The following is a 24485-nucleotide window of genomic DNA, read 5'->3' as shown; positions in this document are numbered from 1 at the left end:
TGCTTCTTTTCCGTGCAATTTTTATTATTTTTTACTGAATCGCAACCTGTGTATAAGGTGTTAAAGTAACGCTTAACAATCCATCATAGAATGCCTCTGGATCCTCTGGCTGCATAAATCCGGTACCCATACCAAAGTCGCGTCCTTCATAACCGCTGTTTGTCGCATACATTCTTGCATATAATGTTGTGGAAAGCTTAATGGTCAGTGTGTTTTCTCCGGAAACAAGATATCCGCCAAGATCCACTCTGTCACTTGCATTATTTGCATCCAGAGCAGTTCCATTAATTGTGATCTCACCGATCTGATCCTTTCCATAAGTTACATCCAGGTATGCTCCGGTTGTATCGCTCCAATCCTCTGGTAAAGTAAAGGTTGTCGTATACTCACCAACACCGGAAACATAAAGCATATCGGTTACGCCCAGCTCATTCAGCTGATCTTCTGTAGCTGCAATATCTTTCCACTTACCAAACTTCTGCTCGCCAAAATCAACGTCTGTGATCTTGCTTACACTTGGATCATTTTCATCCTCACCAGGTCCATAGCTGTGAATGAGCAGATTCCAGGAAGCATCTGTAAGATCCAGAGTATCCAGTGTCTTTTCCACATCTGCAGAAGCTTCTTCACTAAGAACAGCCTCCCCCTTAAGGCTTTTTCCATTTGGTTTTGTTCTATGGTTATTTTTTATGGTAATACGAACATTATCACATATTTTTTGTGAAATCTACCCATTTTCGCAACTGGTCTTTTTCAGGCGCAACTGGAAACGCACAAGTAATCTTATACGTTTGACTTTTTATAAGTAATTTTATACAATATCGTTATCCATTTACGCATTCCCAGCATGCAGCATTTACGAACAGAAAGAAGGAATTTTATCCATGCATATTTTTATCTGTGATGACGACCGGATATTTGCAGACAAATTTGCAGAACTGGTTAAATAAGAACTACATAAACATCAGATTGATACAGACATCCATACCTTTTTATCTGCATCCGCACTCACAGATGCCTTTCAGAAAAAGCAGCCCTGTGATATTCTTTTCCTGGATATTGATATGCCCGAAACCAATGGAATTGATCTGGCCGTCTCCTTAAAAGCATACGAGATCAAGCCTTATCTTATTTTTGTTTCTACAGTAGAAAGCCTTGTATATCAGACCTTCAAGGTAAATCCTTTTTGGTTTATCCGCAAGCGTTTCTGTGAATCGGAATTACCGGAAGTTATCACTGCACTGCTGGCAGATATGCGCATCCATCTGCTGGAAACGATTACCCTGAATTGCGCACATTCCATTTACACGCTCCACCCGCTTAGCATTTGTTATGTGGAATGTCAGAACAAAATCCTGCACATTCATTATGCAAATCCAGTACAGAATATTTCCATTCCCTATACACTTTCTTCCCTGGAAAAAGAACTTTTACCCTATGGTTTTCTTAGGGTGCATAAAGGTTTTCTGGTAAATTACCGCTACATTTTTACCATCAACCGACAAGACATCCAGTTGGACAACGGGGACCACATTCCGGTGAGCAAGCACCGTGTGGATCCATACGAAGACCAGACGATGTTTTTCCCTTACAGGAAGGTACACCCAATATCCGCCCGTTAATGCTTCTTATTTTTGCAGTTTTTATGGGCTGTCTTCTGACAAAAGCAACCTTAAGCCATCTGGTAATTCTGACTCTTTTTTATATCCCGGTAAGCGGTCAGCTTCACCCGCTTTCTTATACCATCAGTTATCTGTGGCCAGCAGACTTGCTTCCTGACTGGAATATGATTTATGTGATTCGTGCCCTGTGTATTTTGGTTTTGTCCGTACTGCTGACCTGGATTCTTATCAAGCTTGGGCGATTACTTATAAAGATCACAGACCCCTTTTTTCTATGTCTGATTACGGTCTGCGCCATTGGATTAAACATTGCGGATATCTACCTTGGTGCTATTATGAATTCTATGTTTATCCTGAATATCACCTACACTTTGCTGGTAATTATCTCTCTTCTAATCTTCCTTCTCATCGGAGAATCTTCCCGGCATCAGGCAGAAAATCAGCGACTTTTATTTCAGCAGGAAATCGAAAACAGCTATCGCAATTATATTTTTGAACTTGAAGAAATGTCCCAGCAGATCCGTCTTTTCCGGCACGAATACCAGGGAAAACTGCTCCTTATGAAAACACTTCTGAAGAAGCAGGATTACCAGACACTGGACCAAGAATTGCAGGATATGCTTGAGGATATTCCCACTGCGGAGCAGCTTGTGACTTCCGGGAACTACGATTTTGATGTAATTGTCAATCGAAAGCTTGCCGAGATCAAAGCTCATAACATTCCCATTCAGGTACATATCAGCGTGCCAAAAGAGCTTCCATACAGCACAGAAGATCTGTTTTCTTTGATCAATAATATCATGAATAATGCCCTTGAGGCAGCCCGGGAAACCCCTGACCCAAGGATTTTTTTCAATGCGAAAACCCAGAAAAACTACTTTATTCTCACCGTACAAAACTCTTCTTCCGGCAATGTACTGGAGGATAATCCAGACCTGAAAACCACCAAAAGCAACCCCAGCTACCACGGCTACGGCATCCGTCTCATCCGCCAGATTGCCGAGAAATACAACGGCGCAGCGGACTTTTCCGCCACAAAAGAGTCCTTTATCTGCCGGGTCATGCTGACGCTGGATGGCGTGGATGAAGAAAAAAATACACCTGTATAAGGAAAAAAATGGCGGCAGCATATCGCTTTATGCTCCGCCATTTTTTGATTCTGTTAGTATTATTTTTTCCAATCTATTTCTTTATAATCCTAATCGCCATCCACTCTTGTCCTGGAAGCTCGACTTTCGTAAAGCCACTATGCACACCAGTATCGGTAATCGTCATGTTCCAGGTATCAATAACCTCAACCTGATAAGAGGCATCCTCCGGCAGTTCCAGTATTCTGTATGCAGGTCTTCCGATTCCGAAATAATGAAGTTCATAGCTGCACCATGTGGTTTGCATCCAGTTGCAGATTTTATTTTCCTCTACCGGAATACTGATTACTTCGTCAAAGGGTTCCTCATTGATTGCCTTCAAGCATCCCCCCGGTGTTTCATCCCAGATTTTTTTCAGGAATTTAAGCCGTGGTTCGCTGTCGCCATGAAGCACTCCACCCTTAGCCCACCAGAGAATGTCCTCTGGATGAATATATGTCTCTCCATGTCCGGCACATCCGCCTCGCAATACGCTCTCCCAGAACCGCCTAACCAGCTCCTGCCCGGAAATATTCCCCCAACCACGGTCAACATTTCCTTCATAGCCAATTTCATCCCATACTACTGGCTTTTTATACTTTTCCAGATGCTGTTCAGTTTTTTCTACATGTTCGTAAGTTGTATTTTTCTGCATACTGCAATGAGTAATCCAGTCTTCTGTATAGTCAAAAAATCCCATACAGTTATGAATAGAACATAAATGTCCGTATGCATCATTCTGGCGAACCAGTCTGCCATAATAATTCCATTCCTCTTTCGTAAATGGCATCAGATCATATTCATTTGCCATAGACCACCACACGTTGTGATATGCACTGTATCTCGCCACCATATATTGCAGATATTGCTCATTACAAGCCTTCTCCATAGTAGAAAATCCCCATTTGTCATAAGGATGAAAAAGAATAATATCCGCTTCAATCCCAAGGTCTCTGAGCTGAGCAATTTGGTCGTCCACTTTTTTAAAATATGCAGAATTTGGTTTATAAAAATTAAAGTCTCTGATATCCTTCGCTTCTTTTGTTTGCGGAAAAGTAATTGGAATTTTCCCTGCAGCCTTTTCTTCATCCTGCCCTCTGCTTATTCCTCTTTCAAAAGGATAATACTGTGGTTCATTCTCGTTGAACTCATAATATTTGGGAAATATGCAGAAACGTATTTTATTGAAACAGCTGTTCTTCAAAGTTTCCAATGTCTGACGCTGCAGTTCCTCTGTCTGATAAAGCCAGGCGTAACAGGTAGTTCCAACACTGTGATAAATAGTGCCATCTGCATATGCCAGATATCTACTGTTTTTAACCTGCACAGGGCCATGATTTCCACCGTCTGCGGCAATTACCTCAAATTCACCCTCATATTTGTCAGATTTCTTATTCAGCTGATAATTTCCAGTTTCAACTTTATAAGTATAATGGCCTTCGTAAGACGGCATAAAACGAACCTTGTAAACGTTGCCGCCATCATAAAAGCTTTCCACTTCCACAGTTTCCTTTTCCCCGTGGAAAGCCGCTTTCAAAGCTCCTGCCTGAACAGGCTCTGACATATTTTCTACACAAAAAGTCAATTCAAATATATCCCATTTCTTTACACTTTCCATTCTACTCCTCCAATGTTGCCCGTACTCTGGAATTTTTTATTTTCAGAACTGCAATTTACCGGACATTTATTCCTCCAATGTCAAAAGTTCTCCAAAGCTCTTGATTTTCTTATCCGTAGCTCCATATCCAGCTGCATCTCCAATTCCCACAGCCTGCATGCCTGCACTTTTTGCCGCGTCAATTCCTGCATAAGCATCTTCCACAACATAGCATTCCTCTGGCTTTTCGCCAAGAAACTCTGCCGCTTTCAGAAATACTTCCGGGTCCGGCTTAGACTTCGTAATATTCGTTCCATCAGAAATTGCATCAAATGCACCCAGCAGCTCTACCTTTTCCAGAATAAATTTCGCATTTTTACTGGAAGAGCCAAGTGCCAGTTTATAGCCCCTGTTATGCAGCTCAGCGAGTGTATTTCTTACTTCATCCGTCACATCATCAGGTGTCATACCACCTAGAAGTTCCTTGTAAGTATTGTTTTTGCCTTCCATTAATTCTGCTTTTTTCTCCTGAGAAAGAGCTGGTCCCTCATATCTCTCCAAAATAATTTCCAGGCTTTCTGCACGGCTTACACCGCGGAGACGGTTATTAATCGTCTCGTCAAAATAAATCCCCATCTCATCTGCCATTTTTTTCCATGCCAGGTAATGAAACTTATCTGTAAATACAATAACACCATCCAAATCAAAAATAAATGCTTTCATAATATACTCCTATTTATAAATTACATCTAACTGTAAAAGTTCCTCTGCAGCGCTCTGTACCATATCCGGATGAAAGCCCAGAAAAAACATATATTGCAGTTCGTTCAAACTCAGGTTCAGGTCCTCCGCATCTTTTCCCTGTATTTTTGCCAATGCTAATGGCATTTTTCTTTCCAGAATTTCCAGTGCCCGGGGATCATTCTGCATTTCCTCCAGACGGGAATCCATGGTGTACGCTTTTCTGTAATCGCGCTTCGTTCTGTATCGGAACTCATGAACACCAGGCTCCAGCTTTATCTCCTCCTGCAGATTTTTCTTTTCTGTTTCCGCCACTGACGGCAGTACTGCAGTTGCATGGCAGCCAAAGGGTACCTCAAAACGAACGGTTACCGAACCGTCCTCATTTACCGACCATGCAGAGGTATATTTTCCACTTACGGAATCGTACCTGTATTCCACAAATCTCAGTTGATATTTCACATATTTTAGGAAATTTAATAACTGTTATATTTGATTATCAAATTCTTCGCAAACCCTTGAAAATACTAAGTTTGTAGCAAGTGTACTTCCCCTTACTCTTTCCCTTGTGTTACATTCTCCCATTAGCTTTCATGAACCTTAATATGGGAAAAATTAAGGGAAAGAAAATTTCATAACACAGTATAACATATAACAATAACGACATGGTGAACTGATTGAAATGTTTTCGATATTTAACTCTATAACTGATTATCAAAAGAAAATGGAGATAAGATACGATGAGAACAATTTATGCAGAATACAACATAAATCACGATAGTATTGATGTTTACACAAGTGCTGGATATATGCTTCGCATTGACTGCTGGGAAGCTGAAAAAGATTTAAAAACCACATATGGATCAGAATGTGCACTTACTTCATTAGCTGTGGATGAGCCTTTGGAATATGCAAGATTATATCTTGAGGGCAATTTACAGATGTGGGTGGATGCAGAAGATTCATTAGAACTTTATTAAGTGAAAGAGGGATAGTGTTCATTAAGAGTGCTATCCCTCTTTAAAGAATGTGCGAAATGCAATAATTACATATTTTCTATGGATTAACAGAGCGCCTAAAAATAATCCATGTACTTATGAAGTAACAAATCAATAAAATTACCAAAATCCCCATTGTTGCCCCTATTTGTAACATCAATGTACTAAACCCAATATAGGCTGAAATTTCTGCTGATATGGTTTGGATAAAGTAAGCTATTACAACAGCAGCTACAATGATTGCTGTGATAATTGGAAGCCCAAACCAAACACTTAATTGTTGCAAGATAAGTTTTCCGATATGCTTTTCTTCCGCCCCCAATTTTCGGAGTACAGAGAAGCGATATTTATATTGTCCTGCGTCTAAGAGTTGTTGCAAAGAAAGTACGGTAAGACATATAACCATCAGTACGACAGCACCATAAATCATTGCAGTCTGTAAAATAAAGTTATTTGCTATGGAACTATTGATTTGCAGTGTGCTAAAACGCACGCCATAAATAGCCCCGGTTTCTGCCTGCTCGGGATATTTCTCTGTAAAAAGTTTTTCCAGTTTCCTTGCATTTTCATAGGAGATATTTTCCGTTGTTGTAATATATCGGTTTTTTATTACTGGCAACAGCTTTTCACAAATATTGTCTGGAAGTACATACAATACATTTGTATAGGAATTGTACGCTGTTTCTCCAATCGGATCCTCATAATAGGACTGCCCGGAAAGAGTCAATTCTCCTGCGTCTGTCATAATGCTGGTGTGTTCTTTCAAAAAGCTATCCCGTTCTTCCTCGGTGGCGATTGCTTTCCATTGTGTTGTAAATTCATCTTCCTCCAGAGAAATCTGTTCGTAACCCAGCATTTCCCGTATAGTGTTATAATCACTCAAAGAAATTGCTACAATCGGAAAATCATATTTCTGTCTGTTGTGAAAATCGTCTTTCTCTGGCAGATATAGATTGAACGTGCAATCATAAACTGTATCTATTTTGTGTTCTGTCAGAAACTCAGTAATGATTTCATAACTGTCTTGCGGCAGATTTTCTTCTTCATATACGTCATTATATCTTGAATATACCTGCACATCATACATAGAGCGCATATCCAAATAACCTGAAGCCCAGCCCGTCAAAATAGGGGCGGCAATAAACATGAAGATTGCAAGGACAAGGGTTATACAAATCAGCGTCATTGTTTTGCTGGTTGTATTTAGTTTTGATATAATTTGCCCGAAAAAGAACAGGTTTTCTCCCTTGTATCTATGTTCCGGCGATTTTACTTTCCATGCTACAATCAAGCTGCTGGCAAGATAAATCAATGCACAAATAAAGAAGAGCAAATCAATCAATACAAATACCAGATATTGATTCAGTATTCCACCATGTAAAGGCAAATAGTATTGATTGGTAAGAGCAGGTACGCTTGCTGCTAAAAAGGCGTGCAATACAGAACAAATAAGCAGCCCATCAATCAACTTTTGAAAAGCAATTTTTTTCTTTTTCAACATCCATAATGCCGCCCAGCCTAATGTAACAACAGGGAGCAAAATATTTCCCCAATACATGATTTTCACCGGGAAAACAAAGCGGGAGTCATAATAAAATCGGACATTTTGTATTCCTGAAAACAATTCCCATAAAGTAAACATTAAAAACAGAATTACTACGACAGGAATGAATCGGCTCTTTTTCAATTCTGGCTCATTTTCTTTCTCTGCGGAAAGCATATCAATAATTTTTGTTTTTTTGATTGTGCGTGTATTGAAAACTCCTACCACAAAAAAACTTACCACAAAAAATATCACTGTCAGCAAAACGGTGTCCGGGAACAATGTCCATGAGATTTCATAAGGCTCTCCATAAGCAGTAAGGAGCATTGCGGTAATGAATTGAGAGCAAAATACACCGCAAAAAATACCAATCAAAATGGAAAACATACCCATAATCAGTGTTTCTGCAAAGAAAATCCTGCCAATAGTTTTTTGTTCCATTCCCATAATGGACTGGACAGCAAACTCTTTTTGCTTTCGTCTTAGCATATAATGATTGACGAACCGTATCAAAAATAACAACAGCAATGTTATCATGCAGATTGCAATTTTCATTCCGTCACTTAACAGAGTAAAATCATACTCGCTGCCTATATCCGGGCTATAATAACTACTGGAAATAGACAAGAACGCATAAAACAAGGTAACACAGATTGTCATTGTGACAATGTAGACCAGATAGTCTTTTACAGACCGTTTTGCATTTCTGAAAACAAGTTTAGCATACATGGCTTTGTCCCCCTCCGATCATGGTAAGGACATTCAGAATTTTATCAAAAAAAGCACTTCTGCTGTCGTTGCCCTTGCGCAGTTCCATAAAGATTTCTCCGTCTTTCAAAAAAAGAATACGGTTGGCATAGCTGGCGGTAAAAGCGTCATGAGTTACCATAAGAATTGTCGCCCTAAGCTGTTCATTGATACTTTGAATGGTAGACAGCAACATTTGTGAGGAATGGCTGTCTAATGCCCCTGTCGGCTCATCTGCCAGTAAGAGCTTCGGGTTGTTGATAATTGCTCTTGCACAAGCACAACGCTGTTTTTGTCCGCCGGATACCTGATAAGGATATTTGTTTAGAATATCGCTGATATTCAGCTTTCCGGCTATATCCAAAATGCGGGATTCTACGCTCCCGGCAGGGACTTTGTTGATTGCTAATGCCAGTGCAATATTTTCTGAAATCGTCAATGTGTCCAGCAAATTGAAGTCTTGAAATATAAACCCTAAATTCTCCCTGCGAAAACGGGCAAGGGATTTTGGTTTGATTTCCGTTATATCTGTTCCATCTAAAAAAATATGCCCTGCACTTACGGTATCAATCGTAGAAATACAGTTGAGCAGCGTTGTCTTTCCAGAACCGGACGCACCCATAATTCCGAGAAATTCCCCAGCTTCCACAGAAAAGCTAATGTCTTTAATGGCTTTGGTAATATTCCCTTCATTGCCATAATATTTCTGGATATGTTCCAGTTTCAAAATCGTATTCATCTGATAAACCTCCTTAACTGTTCCATATCTTTATTGTAAATGGAGTATCTCATTTTTTGTATCAAGTTTTCTTACACAGTTCTTACAAAAATGTAAGAAGTGCAGAACCTGTCAGCCCTGCACTCCGATAATAAAATCATTCATTTGAAAGATAAGTGAAATCGTTGTTCCTCTGTTTTCGGAATAAGCAGTAAGCCCTATTCCCAGTTTATCACATAGACGCTTGCAAAGATATAAGCCAATTCCAGTAGAATTTTTCCCGGTTCGCCCATTCTGACCTGTAAATCCTTTTTCAAAAATACGGGGTAAATCACTTTTAGGAATACCTATCCCATTATCGCTGATAGATAGCACAATCTTGTCATTCGTTTTTGTTGCCCTAAAGTGCAAAATAGGCTGCTCTGCATGGTATTTGATTGCATTACCGATAATCTGATTTAAGATGAACCGCACCCATTTTTCATCGGTATAAACTTTTGTTTCTATATCGTCTATCTGAATTGACATATTGCTTTGACGCAAAAGATACTTATTATCTGCGATTGCACTATGCACAACATCGCATAAATTGACTTCACGGACAGAATAGTCTTTTTCAGCGTGTTCACTCCGGGCATAGTAAAGTGCCTGTTCTGTATATTGGTTGATATTCTCTAACTCTGCCAATACCTCTCTGGAAAAGGGAGAACGGTTATTCTCACACAGCAGCTTCATCGCTGTAATTGGTGTTTTTACTTCGTGTATCCATTGTTCAATGTATTCTTTATATTCCCTGCGTTCCCTCTGTACTTCGCCAATCCGTTCCAACATAGATTTTTCAGCCATTTTCATAATCTGGTAAAAAACCTGTTCATCAGCCCTTTCCGGCACTTGCATGATTTCCGGCAATAAATATCGTTCTTCTAATTGCTCCGTCATATTGAGCAATTTATTCAGATATTTTTTTCGTGAGAAATAAAATGCCAGCAAAGATAAAACAAGGACAATCGACCAGACTGCAAAAATAAACAGGACTGTTTGGATAGGATTATCGCTTGCAATCAGGAACAAAGCAAGGACAAGCATACCCAGCAGATTGATTAAAATAACGGGGAGTTGATTTTTCAAATATTGTTTTCCACTCATAATGTATATCCTTGCCTGTGTTTTGTTTTAATGAAATCTACAAGTCCGATTGCTGCCAGTTTGTCGCGAATACGGGTAATATTGACACTTAGGGCGTTATCATCAACATAAAGCTGATTGTCCCAAAGAAAATCCACAATATCATTTCTGGAACAGATTTTTCCGGAGTTCTTAAAAAGGTAGTAGAGGATTTTCAATTCATTCTTTGTCAATTCTGCTTTCTGTCCTTTGTACTCTATCATGCTACTCTCCAAATGCAGGGTAGCTTCTCTCCACATATAAATTTCTGTTTGAGGGGAACGGTAGGCTTTCTTTAACAATGCAGCAATTTTAGCAAGAAGAATAGCGGGATTATAAGGCTTTGTGATAAACGCATCTCCACCCAGCATAATGCTGTTCAGTTCGTCCATATCTGTATTGCTGCTTGTTACAAATACAATCGGAATATCTGAAAAGGTGCGAATCCCCGAGCATATTTCAAAACCGTTATTCCCCGGAAGTTTTATATCCAGAATAACCAGATGTGGCGCAGCTTCTTTTAACTGCTCTATTGTTTTGGAAAAATCCGTAACTGCAAATACTTCATATCCATTCCCAGACAAAAGAGTTTTAAGCTGTGTTTGTATCGTAAAATCATCTTCAATGATTAGTATTTTTTCCTTCATAGAGATACCTCCCTGACACTTTATTATACTGTATCAGAGAGGTTTTCTCAATCGTATTATTGAATGGGAATTTTAGAATGATTTTGTACATAGCTTTGTAAAAAATGCTTAATAGTTTCTTTTCTCAAGGTACGATTCTAAATAACACCTAAGTCCAACATATGCGCCCTGCAAAAGTACAAAAAGCAATAGAAGATTTACTGACAGTGCTTTTTTGATTGCTTCTCCAAAATAAATGATGACAGCAGCACTTGTCAGTATCATCAGTAGAGTAATGACATCCCAACACTTTTCCCTATATAATTCTATAACCTTTATTTCTATCAGTATCGCCAGTATCCCTGTTCCTGCCACACATATTCCTACAATCAATATTAGCAATATCCAATATACCATTCCGGCTATAAAAGGATTTGGAATTTTTGTGCTAATCTGTGCCACAGATTGCCCGACCTCAATCGTCCAACCGATAAAAGTTTGTATGAATGACGCTGCATCATGGAAGAATGATTTGCAATCGGAAAGGAGCACATCTGACTGTACTGCCTGAAAAAGAGTGGTTGTCAGCGAATACCATGCAAGAAGGAACAAGGTTGTTTGGAACATTACCGTTTTTGCTTTATATTGTCCTGCAAGTCGCTCTTTTTGTGTTTCGTATTTTGCTTTTGCATTCTGATAGTCTGTCCGGTCACAGGCTTCACATTTTTCATAGAGTACCGGCTTTTCTACCGGTATCTCTACGATTTTCTGATGTGTCCGGGCATAATCCCGTTGTTGTGTTAAGCATCGTATTTTATCTTGACATTCCCCTATCGTGACGTTTGCGCTTCGCAGCTTCTCTTTCTCGTTCCGCAATGCTCTGTCTGCTAGCTTCAAGTCGTTCTTTAATGCTTGAATATTCCCGGCTCTGTTCTCTTTGTTTAATTTCTCGTTCAAGGTCAGAGATTCGTTGAGCTGCGTCTTTAGTTCCACGATAAGCTGGTCTTTCTGTTCCAGTTCTTCTTGTATCTCCTCGGTCAAGAGGAGAAGTTCTTCCAACTGTTCGGCGTTCTTTGATTCTCTGGATTCGTTCATCTATATCACGTCCTTTCTCTATCTGCTGTTCCAGTTCAGCAATTCGGTGTTCTGTTTCAGTAATAAACTGTTTTCGCTGTTCAGTTTCTGTACCAATTTCTGCCATTGCTGATTTTCGTTTTCCAAAAGTTCTATCTTCGTTTTCTGTTCTTCCATCTTGGAAAGCAGTTCCTCGGTATTTGGCAAAATGTTGAGCAGCTCGGATAACTCGCTGTTTAATTTTTGCAATTTCTGATTCTGTTCCTGCATAAGAGAGAGTTGGGTGTCCCGGTTCTGCATTTCCAGAATCATTTCTGCCATTAAGGTCTGCTGTTCTTCGATTTGCCCAATCATGGATTCCATTAAGGGTATAATTTCCCGGCTTTCTTCTAATGTCATTTAATCGCTCCTTCCATAATGATAATGCACCCGATACTTTTCCAAAGGTGTCCAGTATCTTTTGCAATAACGTGTTTTGTTGTTTTATGATTTGATTTTCCGCTACTTTCCACGAACCTTTTATTTCCTGCCCGGCAAGAAACTTTTGTTCAATCTTTCTTGCGTCAGCGCCTTCATGGATGGTAGGAATCTGGAGTTTTCCCTGTTTTTCATAAGAACGGTGATCGACCTGATTATGCAAAGGAAGATGTTCATTACACACCTTTGCCCATTCACTCCGCCACAGTTCACAATTTTTTGGATTGTTCCATCCGTTAGCATCGGTCAGCACCCGTTTCCATTGCAGGCGGTTTCTTGCACCCATCTTCTGAATTCCGTTTTCGTCTAATACAGGGATACGGATTCCATGACGGTCAGGGTTTTTCTTATCCTGCCACCAGTTCGGATGGGATTCATCAATCACGATATTTCCGTTTTTATCTCTGAGAAAATCCCAATCCTTGACTTCTTTCTTTCCCCAAGAATGATCCGGGTTAAAAGGACGCATAGTCAGAAGCAGATGGACATGGGGGTTGCCATCCCCTTTATCGTGGATACTCCAATCAGCACACATTCCTCTATCTACAAAAGTTTTTTGAATATAGTCAGTTGTATATTGAATTTGTTCCTGTCTGTTCCATTCTTTGGGAAGGGCAAATTCAAATGACCTGCCAAGTTGGGCATCTGCATTTTTTTCAATCTTCAATACCTCATTCCATAACCTTTGTTTCTGAAATGTGATTTTAAATTTTTCTAAAGCAGCTTCTTTATCTTCTGATCTTTTGTATCGGACAGATTTTTGAAAGCGTTTTATATTTTCTTCTGGTACTATCTGCCATTCAGGAGGTGCGTTTTCACACATCATCAGCCGAGTGTAGACCACTTCTTTTTTAGAAGTGTAATAACTGATTCTCCCGGTTTCCTCGTTTTTCATCACATCCCCATTGAGATATGCGGAAGCGGAGATAACAGATTTCCCTTTACTTCGTCCGACTATTTTGACTGTGTAATGAAAAATCGCCATGTCTGGATTCCTCCTTTCTGCACATCCGGCATAGATTTCCGGCAACATTGCTTTCGGTTTTAGGAAAAGCAGCATTGCCGGAACGCCCTCTGCGTAAGAGTGCCCTGCGCATAGCAGCCTGCATGGAATGCGCCTCTCTGGCGAAGAGTGCCTCCTGCGGCATGAGCAGGTCTGGCTGAAAGCCCCGCCGACGGAACGAGCCCGGCAAGCGTGAACGCAGACCGGTTGCCACTTGTGGCAAACTTATTGGGACGACCTCTGGTTGTCCATAAGTGCGCCCTTCATGAAAAAGCAATGAAGGGAATGAAAAACTCATCCCCTCCGCCATTACACTTCCTCCATATCGGTATTGACTTCTTTCTGCATTGCCTTTGAGAAAAATTTCCCGTTGGCTTCCTGCCTTTTCAGAAAACCAATCAGCTTTGGGATGTCTTCTTCCTCAATAGGCGCACCGAGAACGGATTCCACCGCACCGCCAATCTGACAGAGCCTATGGGTTCGTTTTTTACTTTCTTCGGCTTTCTTTCGCTTCAGAAGTTCTTTCTTCTGTGCCGCATATCGTTTCGCCTTTTCAAGGCTTTCCTGCTCTTTCTTTTCCATTTCAAGCATTCGTGCTTCATAACTTTTTGTTGATTTTGCCATTCTTACATTCTCCTTTCCTTCACAAACATAAGTTCTTGGTTGCGTATCAGAAGAAGCACATGGTATAATCTTCTTGCGTGTAGGTATATCATGGCTTCGGTCTGATAGAACCTTTGGCGGTTTCTTGGGAAGCCGCCTTTTTAATTTGCCGCAGTTCTTGTTACGGCTTTTACATTTCCTCTATCCCTCAAATCACGACCTTCATTCGCTTCCATAAACATTTCCAGAATATCGGTTTTAATCAGGACTTTACGACCAACCTTTAATACCGGAAGTTTCTTCCATTCTACAAGCTGTCTTAAGGTGTTTCTGCCGATTCCCGTATAGTCGGCAGCTTCTTCGATGGATAATGCAATTTTTCTTTGCGTCATATAATCACCTCCTTATAAATTGCATTATGCAATTCCTGTGATGTAAGTATATCCTTTTCACATCTTTTTGTCAAGCGTTACGAAATGTTAAAAATAAATATTGCATTGCATATTGCAATTTCGGAAAAACAATGCTATAATTCATACATACCGAAAAAGGAGGCAGTCAGCATGAAAGATAAAGAATTACGCAAGCTGATAGGCAGCAGAATAAAACAGCGCCGTCTGGAATTGAATCTGACACAGCCTTATGTCGCAGAGAAGATGGGAGTTACCGCTTCTACAATCCTGCGTTATGAGAATGGTTCGATTGACAATACGAAAAAAATGGTGCTGGAAGGTCTTTCGGAAGCACTCCATGTATCTGTGGAATGGCTCAAAGGGGAAACAGATGAATATGAAACCGACATTACGGATAAGAGAGAATTACAGATTCGTGATGCGATGGGAGATATTCTGGAACAGTTACCGCTTGCCCTTACCAAAGAAGAAGATGCTTTTTCAAAAGATTTATTACTGCTGATGTTAAAACAATATGGTCTGTTTTTGGATTCCTTCCAGTTCGCCTGCAAAAACTTCAAGGGAAATGCTGGTCAGACGGATATTGCCAAAACAATAGGGTTTGAATCGAATGAGGAATATAATGAGATTATGTTCTTAAGGGAAATCACTCATACCATCAATGCTTTTGATGAGATGGCAGACATTGTAAGGCTCTATTCCAAGAAACCAAAAACAGCAGAACAAAGGCTTGCAAATCTTTTATCAGAAGTCTTATACGAAGATTCCGAATCGGTATAGTAAGACAACCGGAGTTATGATATACTTACACGCACGAAGCATTTCATCAGTTCCGATTGTCTAATATCGAAAGGAGACATACGATTATGGCAAAAGGATCTGTAAGAAAAAAAGGAAAGAAATGGTACTACCGCTTCTATGTAGAGGACGCAAGCGGCAATCTTGTTCAGAAAGAATGCGTTGGAACAGAAAGCAAAAGTGAAACTGAAAAACTGCTCCGTCAGGCAATGGATGATTATGAGAAAAAGAAATTTGTTGCCAAAGCGGATAATCTCACAGTCGGACAGCTTTTGGATGTGTGGGCAGAGGAGGAATTAAAAACAGGTACGCTCAGCAATGGTACGGTGGAGAATTACCTCGGAACAATCCGAAATATTAAGAAACACCCATTGGCAGAACGTAAACTGAAAAATGTAACCTCTGAACATTTGCAATCTTTCTTCGATTTGCTTTCCTTCGGGGGAGTTCATCCCGATGGAAAAGAGAGAAAGGGTTACAGCAAAGATTACATCCATTCTTTTTCCGCAGTCATGCAGCAATCATTCCGCTTTGCAGTATTTCCAAAGCAGTATATTACGTTCAATCCTATGCAGTATATTAAACTGCGGTATCAGACGGATGAAGTGGATTTGTTTTCTGATGAGGATATGGACGGAAATGTCCAACCAATTTCACGAGAAGATTATGAAAGACTGCTTGCTTATCTGCAAAAAAAGAACCCAGCCGCAATACTTCCAATCCAGATAGCCTATTATGCCGGGCTTCGTATTGGAGAAGCCTGTGGTTTGGCATGGCAGGACGTAAATCTGGAAGAACAATGCCTTACCATAAGACGCAGCATCCGATATGATGGCTCAAAGCGCAAATATATCATCGGACCAACCAAGCGGAAAAAAGTAAGGGTTGTTGATTTTGGAGATACACTGGTAGAGATTTTCCGTAATGCCCGGAAAGAGCAGTTAAAAAATCGAATGCAGTACGAAGAACTTTATCACACGAACTACTACAAAGAGGTCAAAGAGAAAAACAGAGTGTACTACGAATATTATTGCTTAGACAGAACGCAGGAAGTCCCGGCAGATTATAAAGAAATTTCTTTTGTCTGCTTAAGACCGGATGGTTGTCTGGAACTTCCGACTACTTTGGGGACGGTATGCAGAAAGGTGGCAAAAGCATTAGAGGGATTTGAAGGCTTTCATTTCCACCAGTTACGTCACACCTATACAAGCAACCTTTTAGCAAATGGAGCAGCCCCAAAAGATGTACAGGAATTGTTGGGACACTCAGATGTCAGTACCACAATGAACGTCTATGCTCACTCCACAAGAGATGCGAAACGAAAATCGGTTCGGCTTCTTGATAAAGTGGTAGGCAATGACTAAAAAATTTCCCTTATTTCCCTTGTGATTATCTCATAAGGGCAAAAATAAGGGAAACTACATATCATTTCACTAATGAACAGGCGGGAAAGCCTGTAAAATAGGGAAAGTTAGAGGAATAATTATATAAATTCCAGTTTATTGTTCAGCTGCGGCGCAAAATGAACTGCTCCAAATCCAGCCTGTGTTTCCTGAATTCCAGCCATATAGCGGTACACATACTCCATAACAGAACCATAAGAATAATGATTCAGGGAATTCATTTCTGTTCCACTGATAGTTCCGTCATCCAAAATAGAATTCCAGCGTTCCCAGATCGTAGTTGCTCCCAGATTTACGCAGTGCATCCATCCCGGGAAGCCTTCCTGGAAAAGAATGTAGCTCGCCACATCCTCAAGTCCATTCTGTGCCAGCACCTGACAAAGCATTGTCGCGCCTACAAATCCGCCTTTAATCTTATAACAATCTTTTCTTAATCTTTCTTTTAGTCCAGAAATCAGTTTATTTTTATCACGATACACGCCAAAATTCAGACACATGAGATATGCTGTCTGCGTATCCACGGCAAGTCTTCCATTTACTGCAAAAAACTCATCCAGAATTGCTCCCTGGATTTTCTCTGCTTTCTCGTAATAATATTCTGCCTCCATCTTGTACCCCAGAATTTCAGCCGCCTTTGCCACTTTTCCGGTTGAAGCATAATAGTACAGAGAAGCAACCAGGGTATCATCCGTGCCACCCTTCATGCTCTGCGGACTAATTCCATCCTGTGCCAGCCAATCTCCAAAATGAAAACCGAAGTCCCACAGGTTGTGATTTCCATTTTGCTCCTCGCTTCGGATAATCCAGTCTACCCATTCTTTCATCATAGAATAATTTCGTCTCAGCTCATCCTTATCGCCATAATGCTGATACAAAACCATAGGCATAAAAGCTGCCACATCTCCCCACACACTGGAACCGCCCGGAAGGCCGCCTAAATTTGGAATAAAATTTGGAATTGCTCCGTTTTGTTTTCTCTGCTCAATGTGCAAATCCTTTAAAAACTTATGATAAAAAGCCCTGGTATCCATGTTATAACAGGCAGTTGGCGCAAAAACCTGCGCATCCCCAGTCCATCCCAGTCTTTCATCCCGCTGAGGACAATCTGTAGGCATATCCAGGAAATTGGACTTTTGTCCCCACATACAGTTTTTCGCAAGGCGGTTTAACTGAGCAGATGAGGAATTAAAATATGTGGTTGTTTCAAGATCAGAATACACAACACAGCCTCGGAAAGCTGATGGTTCTACCTCTCCTGGCCACCCATTTACACGGACATAACGGAATCCCAAAAAAGTAAAATGCAGGCGAACCGTTTCTTTTCTGCCATCTGAAATGTATTCGAATCTTGCTTTTGCAGTTCTGTAATTATCGTTATAGAAATTTCCATTCTGCAGTACTTCTCCAAAATCTAAAGTAACCTTTGTGCCTTGTGGAAGCGCAGACTCAAACTCCATAAATCCCACCATGTTCTGTCCCATATCCAGAACAGTCTCTCCTGCAGGCGTATGAATTACTTCCTGAACTGCAAGTTTTTCCTTTACAATAACCGGAAGACTGTAACGTTCTGTGAGGTGGGAAGGAATTAGGGAAATATTTCCCATCAGAGTTCCCTCATCCCGCTCAATTAATTCAGCCTGCTTCCATGGATTCTCCGTATTCTTCCACAACTGACGGTTTAATACTTCCCCGTCATAAATATCACTCATCTCAATATCACTGCCGCGATATTTCCATGTCTCGTCTGTTGCAATTACATCTTCTCTTCCGTCTTCATACCAGATATGAAGCTCCGCAATTGCAGCAAATCTTGTACCATAGCACTGGGATGCACCATCGTAACCCAGTCTGCCCTTGTACCAGCCATTGCCGCAGTAGATGGAAATGGAATTATCCTGACCAGAGCATAAGCAGTCCGCCACATCATAGGTCTGATATTGTATCTTCTCACGATAATCGTTGCAGAATGGCGCAAGAATATCATCACCAGCTTTTTTTCCGTTAATATATGCTTCGTATAAACCAAGACCTGTTATATACAATCTCGCCTGTGCAATCCCTGGCACAAAGCCATTTTCATTCTTTTCTGTTACCGAACTACTCTTAATTTCAAATTTCTTCTCAAACACCGGAAGAAACTTATCCTCTTTCGCCGTACTGATAAACTTTCCGTTCCATGGCTTCCTGCCCTTTCCTCTTTCGAAGAAAGCTATGCCAGACGCCTGGTCCCCCTTATCTCCAGTCACTGTAACCCGGCAGTAGTAGCGTGTACAAGGCTCTACACGCACCCCAATTTCCTGTCCAATACTTTTCAGTTCTGCCCCATCCTTTTTCCAGATACAATCTGAAAAATCCGCCTTTTTACTCACTTCAATCCTAATATTCTCAGCCCGGCAGGACTCACTTTCCCGTACCTTCCATGAAACCTTCACCTGATCCAGATGGAATCCTACTGGATTTGTAATGCCATTAATTTTAATATCACAGATTTTCATGCATTGTTTCCTCTGATTTTTCAAAGTCTCGTTATTTTTAATATTTCAAATACTCTTTTCCGCAGAACGGATCTACCGGGCTTTTTCCTTTAAATTCAGATCTTCCCATCAGCTTCTCCACGCACGCATCAATCACATAATCGTTGTTTGAGTAGCAGTTAATATAGGTCTGAATCTGCGGTATGTCTACAAGAGAATAAGGATTGGCCATACTTATGTAAACAACCGGAACCTCAGCTGTAAACCATGGACAATTGTCTCCATTGCCCCAGAATGTGTACCACTGGTAACGGTTTGTCACCTGATTGGATGCATTTTCCATATTTCCAACATAGAGAACAAGATCGTATTTGCTTACGAAGGTTCCAACGGAAAAATCAGGCGCAGATGAAAAATCTTCTTTCTCATATACAGAAACTTCAAAACCTTCTTTTTCCAGTAATGCTTTCCAATGCTCTGTAACACGGGTGCTTGACGGATAATTTCCCAAAATTTCCAGCAGAACGCGCTTTGTTTTTGCGGGAGAAAGAGGCAGAATGTTTTCGTTATTTTTTACCAGCGTCACAGATTTATCCGCACACTCCTTCGCCCAGTTTTCATATGTTTCATTGCGAAGAATTCTTAAGTCTTCTTTTCCTGGAACCAACTCTTCTTTTGTTTTTTTATGTAAACCAATTGCGGCTTTCGCAGCCAGAATTCTGGTCACAGCTTCATCCAGTCTCTTCTCTGAAAGAATGCCTTTCTTATAGCCTTCCATCATGTACTGATAGTCTTCATGAAGATCCTTGTTGAAAAGGAACATATCACAGCCTGCCTCAATGGAATATGGAACTGCCATTTCACGCTTCATTCCAACTGTAAAGCCAAGCATACAGGTGGAATCTGTACTAATCAGTCCATTAAAGCCAAGCCTGCCTCGAAGCAGTCCCTGAAGAAGCTCCGAGCTTAAAGTTGCAGGAACCAGTTTGTCTGGAAAATCCGGGTTGAAATGCTTCTGGTATGCCGGCTGGGCGATATGGCCAACCATTACCGTAAGTGCCCCATCATCAATTAGACCCTTGTAAATTTTTCCATAAGTTTCATCCCACTCTTCACAGGAAAGATTATTCACGCTTGTGAGAATATGCTGGTCAACTTCATCGCAGCCATCTCCTGGAAAATGCTTAATAGAAACTGCCACATTTTCCTCATCTGCGGCACGTTTGTATGCAAGTCCGCATTTCAATACAAACTCCGGATCATCTCCATAAGTACGCACGTTTGTAATGGGATTTCTCCAGTTTCTGTCAATATCTACCACTGGTGCAAAAGCCCAGTTACAGCCAACCGCTTTTCCCTCAGCACAGGAGACTTTTCCGAGACGGTATGCCTGCTCCGGATCACCAGTTGCGGCAATCTCCATCTGTTTTCCAAAAGAGGTTCCATCCGTTGCAATTCCATCACCGCCAGCTTCCAGATTGGCTGCAATAAACAGCGGGATTTTGCTGTGTTCCTGAAGCCATCTGTGGCAAGCCTGCATTTCCTCGCTTTCCCCACAGCGGTATAAGATTCCTCCAATATGGTGATCCAGCATTACATGCTGCAAATATCCCGGATCAGCAGAATATCCAATGGGAATCATTAATTGCCCGATTTTCTCTTCCAGGGTCATATTCTGTTTTGTCTCTTCTACCCACTTCACACCCTCGTCATCCAGGTTGAATGGTGCCGCTTTAATATCTATCATCGTTTTTTTCATCCTTTTTCACTAAATTTGGGTACAAAAATACTGCTGCAAACAGAAGCTCGCTTTTTCCGTCCGCATCTCCATTTGCAACAGTATCTGATTTCACATTTTATGCATGCGCTGCTTTTCTCTTTTCAAAGAAAGCTGCAATTTTTCCTGACTGGGAAGAAAAGGTATAGAAGCCCAGTACGAAAACTCCCATAATAATCTGCTGCCATCCGCCAGCTCCCAGATTCAGGCAGTTCAGACCATAGTTCATAATCTGCATTCCAATTGCTGCAATTGCGATTCCAATCACATCATTGCTTGCCAGTCCAATAAAAGTTCCCATAAATACCGGAACAATATAGGAGAACATAATGGATGAGGTTGCCAGGCCAGACTGTGGAGTGACATCATTCTGTGAGATGTACACGATTGCAGCCATTCCAATAATCAGCCCGGAAAAAATATAGGAAGTAAATACGTTTTTATTCTCATTGATTCCAATATTTACTCCAGCGCTCTGATTGTTTGCGAGAATTTTTCCTCTTCTTCCTGAAGCTGTAAAGTATGTATATACCACAAAAATGAGCATTGCCAGCACTGCTGGAAGAAGAACCAGCGGCATACGTCCCATTCTGGAAAGAGTCGGCGTGGAGTAAAACCCACGGATTCCCTGACCCCCAAACAGCAGATAGGTCAGTGATTCATACAAAAGTGTCATTCCAATGGTACAAATGATGATCGGAAGTCTTCCCACAATATATACAATGGCTGTTCCCATAGAAAGAACCACGCCCAGAGCTACGGCAACTGCAAATGCAGTCCACATGCTTCCCGTCTGCTGTCCCGCATAGCCTGCACCAATTGCGGCAAGTACCATGGAAGCACCTCCGGAAAAATCAAAGCGGCCGTTTTTTAGCTGAAGCCAGATAGCAAGTGCCACACATACTGTCATGCAGCTGTTGATCACAACCTGCTTGACCATATCTTTTCCCAGGAAAATATTGTGTCCATTTACAAAACATTTATCGCTGTTCATGGTGATGACAAGCATCACCACAAACATCAGCACTGGAAATGCCAGTGACAATAATACTTTTTTTACAGCTTTCATAGCATACTCCAATCGTCAGCCTATCTTCTCCTTAATATGTCAGAGTCTGTACAGCTTCTACAAGTCCGGCATAAGTCGCATCGGGATTTCCAAATGCAGTCATATTTAACACATCCTCCGGTGTATATGCTGCATTAGCTGCATCAGCGGTATTGTAAAGGGAATTAACATAAAGCTCCATATCCTCATCACTGTTTACAATATACAGTTCCGTGCTGATTCTCTCTGCCTTTTCTGGCATATCTGCAAATTCAGTATCATTAATCTTATTTAACATTAATACAAGCGGATAAACAATTGACTCTGCACCAGTAAATGCAATCTGCTGATAGGTCTGTGTTCCTGCGGATCCAAAGTTTGTTTCCTCTCCGCCGTCTGCACCAGTTGTAAACAGCTTAATATCGGAATCTACACCAGCAGAAACCATTGTAGGATATACAAAGCTTGTTCCTGCTGCGAAGCTCATAATTGCCTGTGTGTCAGGGTGTTTAGAGAAATAGGTGCTGTCAAGCGGAGCAAAGTTTAATACATCTACTTCTTCATCCAATGGATCTACTGTAATCGGTGTTTCAGCAGTTTTATTATACTCTTCCACATCGGCAACAAACTGTTCAGCAGCAGTTGTCTGTGCCGGGAAAGCCCATACCGGGAAAACCGCCATTGAAACATGGGTAAGCGGCGCATCCGCATTTCTTTCATTATATTCGATCAAGCTGTCAAAGAACTGATCTCCAATATTGACATCATCCGGGGCATGTCCATCAACAACTGTTCCAAGGAAGTTGGAATTTCCGAATACATCATCATAAGCAGTTGTGTAAGAAGTATCAAAGTCGCAAAGATAACCTGCATAATAAATTCCGGCCGCCTCACATTCAGAAAGAATGGACTGTGTTCCAAGATCCATAGTGCCAATGATTCCGTCTACACCGGAAGCAATTAACTCCTGTACCTTTGTAAGGTTTGCAGCTTCATCAGTCTGGGTAAATGTACCATATTTAAATTCTACATTTAATGTGTCAGCCAGGGATTCCAGAAATGCTTTTGTAGCATTCGGAGCCTTTCCTGTATCCTGGTAGAAGCAAACGCCAATTGTCGCTTTCTTTGGCTCTGCGGATACGGATACCACGCTTACAGAAGAAGCAGCCAGTGCACCAGTCAGTGCAAGTGCCATAATTTTCTTAGATGTTTTCATTTGATGATTCCTCCTTGAATTGTTTTTATTGTTATTGTTGTTATTCTTTTAAATTGCATTATTTTAATATTTCAGAAAGTGTTTCCTCAAACACAGGTGTCCACAGTTCTTTATAGCCAGTTGCATTTGGATGAATAGGATCTGGTTCATTTTCTGTTCCATATTTTGTCTTCATATAAGAATTGATTTCTCCTGAAAGACACATATCTTTCAGTTTTTCGTTGTTCCATAAATCAACTACATCAATATCCCATTTGTCTTTAAGTTCAAACAGTTTATCCACCATTGCCTGATATTCATCTGACTCAAAATATGTGCCTGTGTAGAATACAACCGGACAATCCCAGGTGCTTTTTACATATGAGATAATTGTTTCCATAGCACCAACTATAGTGGTATCATCGTATTCATCACTATCACTGATTTCACCTAATGGCATTCCATTTGTAGCATCATTCGTAGACAACTGTACCACAAAAGCATCAATATCCATATTCGGGTCTATTTCTTTCATTCTCTCAACATAAGAAGAATCTGAAGTATTGGTAAGCATAGTTCCGGAAATTGCATATTTATATGTGGAAACAGCACTGTGATTTTCTGCAACTGTCTCTGCCATACTATATCCATTATCCCCAAATGTAACTGAAGAGCCTAGCCATACAATTGTTTTTCCGGAAATAGGATCTGACTCATCTGCATCTGCATTATTTTCTTGCGGAACACTGGCGTCATCCCCATAGCCGACTGCCACAGCGCTTCCAGCTTCATACAGATACATATTTCCCATTGGAGGCAATGCACAGGACATGGTTCCTCCCCATTCCATAGTGTATCCTGGTTTATAAGACACGGTAATTTTCTCACCGGCTTCTACTTCAACAGCTTTATCTACCACAAAAAGTCCTAACTCATTAATATCTGAATAAGTCTCATTACAATATTGGATTGGAATAATCGGCACATATTCTCTGGCATCACCAACAGTAATACCTACATAAGTTGTACCTGCTGCGTAAGGTGATTTACCAAGCTCCAAATAAACATCATATGTTCCCTCTACGCCGTCCGGAACATCAAATACCACCTCAGTATTATCTCCTACCTGTGTAATAACCCCAAGGCTTTCGTTATACCCGGACTCTACTTCTTCTCCATTCTGATCATAACCAGTTCCACTAACTTCTGCGTCAGAAGCTTTCAGCTCCACATTTTCCATTGCCTCAGCTTTAACCTGGACTCCAAACAACATAGATAAACAAACACCAGCTAAAAATAACTTTCTTTTCTTCATTTTCTTACTCCTTACATCTAAT

General features: G+C 40.8%; 22 protein-coding genes. 5 read left to right on the top strand and 17 right to left on the bottom strand.

Annotation, left to right across the window (positions count from 1 at the left end; translation table 11 throughout):
* Positions 1–31 precede the first annotated feature (31 nt).
* Positions 32–610 (bottom strand): hypothetical protein, encoded by a 579-nt coding sequence (locus H8S54_RS16170; RefSeq protein WP_186901817.1) that lies wholly within the window; start codon positions 608–610, stop codon positions 32–34.
* A 358-nt stretch (positions 611–968) separates the two neighbouring features.
* Between H8S54_RS16170 and H8S54_RS18690 the strand changes: the two genes are divergently transcribed.
* Both H8S54_RS18690 and H8S54_RS16160 read left to right on the top strand, forming a co-directional pair.
* The gene (locus H8S54_RS18690; RefSeq protein WP_330600210.1) at positions 969–1622 is read left to right on the top strand and encodes a LytR/AlgR family response regulator transcription factor; all 654 of its coding nucleotides are present in this window, start codon (positions 969–971) and stop codon (positions 1620–1622) included.
* Between the two features lie 23 nt (positions 1623–1645).
* Positions 1646–2731 (top strand): ATP-binding protein, encoded by a 1086-nt coding sequence (locus H8S54_RS16160; protein WP_186901816.1) that lies wholly within the window; start codon positions 1646–1648, stop codon positions 2729–2731.
* A 73-nt stretch (positions 2732–2804) separates the two neighbouring features.
* Here H8S54_RS16160 and H8S54_RS16155 read toward each other — a convergent pair whose 3' ends face one another.
* The 3 genes from H8S54_RS16155 to H8S54_RS16145 all read right to left on the bottom strand — a co-directional run bounded on the left by H8S54_RS16155 (position 2805) and on the right by H8S54_RS16145 (position 5549).
* Positions 2805–4367 carry a DUF5605 domain-containing protein gene (locus tag H8S54_RS16155; RefSeq protein WP_117852758.1) on the bottom strand — a complete coding sequence of 521 codons (1563 nt, stop codon included), beginning with the start codon at positions 4365–4367 and terminating at the stop codon, positions 2805–2807.
* Between the two features lie 66 nt (positions 4368–4433).
* On the bottom strand, positions 4434–5069 hold the full coding sequence (gene pgmB, locus H8S54_RS16150; protein WP_117852756.1) for a beta-phosphoglucomutase: 636 nt from the start codon (positions 5067–5069) through the stop codon (positions 4434–4436).
* Between the two features lie 9 nt (positions 5070–5078).
* Positions 5079–5549, bottom strand: coding sequence for an alpha-L-rhamnosidase C-terminal domain-containing protein (locus H8S54_RS16145; protein WP_330600206.1), 471 nt, complete (start codon positions 5547–5549; stop codon positions 5079–5081).
* Positions 5550–5827: 278 nt separating this feature from the next.
* Here H8S54_RS16145 and H8S54_RS16140 point away from each other — a divergent pair, with 278 nt between their 5' ends.
* Entirely contained in the window at positions 5828–6067 is a 240-nt protein-coding gene (locus tag H8S54_RS16140) for a DUF6061 family protein (RefSeq protein WP_006858432.1), read from the top strand.
* A gap of 76 nt (positions 6068–6143) precedes the next feature.
* Here H8S54_RS16140 and H8S54_RS16135 read toward each other — a convergent pair whose 3' ends face one another.
* The 8 genes from H8S54_RS16135 to H8S54_RS16100 all read right to left on the bottom strand — a co-directional run bounded on the left by H8S54_RS16135 (position 6144) and on the right by H8S54_RS16100 (position 14432).
* Complete coding sequence (locus H8S54_RS16135; protein ID WP_006858431.1) at positions 6144–8357, bottom strand: FtsX-like permease family protein; 2214 nt, start codon at positions 8355–8357, stop codon at positions 6144–6146.
* A complete protein-coding gene (locus tag H8S54_RS16130; protein WP_006858430.1) occupies positions 8347–9114 on the bottom strand; it encodes an ABC transporter ATP-binding protein in 768 nt (255 codons plus the stop codon). Before H8S54_RS16130 ends, H8S54_RS16135 begins: the two co-directional genes overlap by 11 nt.
* A 111-nt stretch (positions 9115–9225) precedes the next feature.
* Positions 9226–10239 (bottom strand): sensor histidine kinase, encoded by a 1014-nt coding sequence (locus H8S54_RS16125; RefSeq protein ID WP_015529841.1) that lies wholly within the window; start codon positions 10237–10239, stop codon positions 9226–9228.
* Positions 10236–10904: a response regulator transcription factor gene (locus H8S54_RS16120; RefSeq protein ID WP_006858428.1), complete on the bottom strand. Its 669-nt coding sequence runs from the start codon at positions 10902–10904 to the stop codon at positions 10236–10238. Before H8S54_RS16120 ends, H8S54_RS16125 begins: the two co-directional genes overlap by 4 nt.
* A gap of 108 nt (positions 10905–11012) precedes the next feature.
* Positions 11013–11759 (bottom strand): DUF6040 family protein, encoded by a 747-nt coding sequence (locus tag H8S54_RS16115; RefSeq protein WP_006858470.1) that lies wholly within the window; start codon positions 11757–11759, stop codon positions 11013–11015.
* Complete coding sequence (locus H8S54_RS16110; protein ID WP_015529842.1) at positions 11698–13419, bottom strand: MobA/MobL family protein; 1722 nt, start codon at positions 13417–13419, stop codon at positions 11698–11700. Before H8S54_RS16110 ends, H8S54_RS16115 begins: the two co-directional genes overlap by 62 nt.
* Positions 13420–13746: 327 nt before the next feature.
* Positions 13747–14061, bottom strand: a complete 315-nt coding sequence (locus tag H8S54_RS16105; protein WP_006859613.1) for a hypothetical protein — start codon at positions 14059–14061, stop codon at positions 13747–13749.
* A gap of 140 nt (positions 14062–14201) precedes the next feature.
* A complete protein-coding gene (locus H8S54_RS16100; RefSeq protein WP_004843519.1) occupies positions 14202–14432 on the bottom strand; it encodes a helix-turn-helix domain-containing protein in 231 nt (76 codons plus the stop codon).
* A 171-nt stretch (positions 14433–14603) separates the two neighbouring features.
* Here H8S54_RS16100 and H8S54_RS16095 point away from each other — a divergent pair, with 171 nt between their 5' ends.
* Positions 14604–15233, top strand: a complete 630-nt coding sequence (locus tag H8S54_RS16095) for a helix-turn-helix domain-containing protein (protein ID WP_186901814.1) — start codon at positions 14604–14606, stop codon at positions 15231–15233.
* 86 nt (positions 15234–15319) lie between these two features.
* Positions 15320–16615, top strand: coding sequence for a tyrosine-type recombinase/integrase (locus tag H8S54_RS16090; RefSeq protein ID WP_006859611.1), 1296 nt, complete (start codon positions 15320–15322; stop codon positions 16613–16615).
* A 119-nt stretch (positions 16616–16734) separates the two neighbouring features.
* On the opposite strand, the gene H8S54_RS16085 is transcribed toward H8S54_RS16090, so the two are convergent.
* From H8S54_RS16085 to H8S54_RS16065, 5 genes are all read right to left on the bottom strand, one after another.
* A complete protein-coding gene (locus H8S54_RS16085) occupies positions 16735–19149 on the bottom strand; it encodes a family 78 glycoside hydrolase catalytic domain (RefSeq protein WP_186901813.1) in 2415 nt (804 codons plus the stop codon).
* A 37-nt stretch (positions 19150–19186) separates the two neighbouring features.
* On the bottom strand, positions 19187–20875 hold the full coding sequence (locus tag H8S54_RS16080) for a glycoside hydrolase family 3 protein (protein ID WP_173766185.1): 1689 nt from the start codon (positions 20873–20875) through the stop codon (positions 19187–19189).
* Positions 20876–20984: 109 nt separating this feature from the next.
* On the bottom strand, positions 20985–21974 hold the full coding sequence (locus H8S54_RS16075; RefSeq protein WP_117852750.1) for an ABC transporter permease: 990 nt from the start codon (positions 21972–21974) through the stop codon (positions 20985–20987).
* Positions 21975–22005: 31 nt separating this feature from the next.
* Positions 22006–23169, bottom strand: a complete 1164-nt coding sequence (locus H8S54_RS16070) for a type 1 periplasmic-binding domain-containing protein (protein ID WP_117852747.1) — start codon at positions 23167–23169, stop codon at positions 22006–22008.
* A 58-nt stretch (positions 23170–23227) separates the two neighbouring features.
* The gene (locus H8S54_RS16065) at positions 23228–24463 is read right to left on the bottom strand and encodes an SGNH/GDSL hydrolase family protein (RefSeq protein WP_117852745.1); all 1236 of its coding nucleotides are present in this window, start codon (positions 24461–24463) and stop codon (positions 23228–23230) included.
* Positions 24464–24485: the final 22 nt, after the last annotated feature.

Origin of the sequence: Blautia segnis, from assembly GCF_014287535.1 — a bacterium.
Classification (GTDB): Bacteria; Bacillota; Clostridia; order Lachnospirales; family Lachnospiraceae; genus Blautia_A; species Blautia_A acetigignens.
Note: the sequence above shows the minus strand (reverse complement) of the source record. Positions and strands in the feature narration are given on the sequence as shown.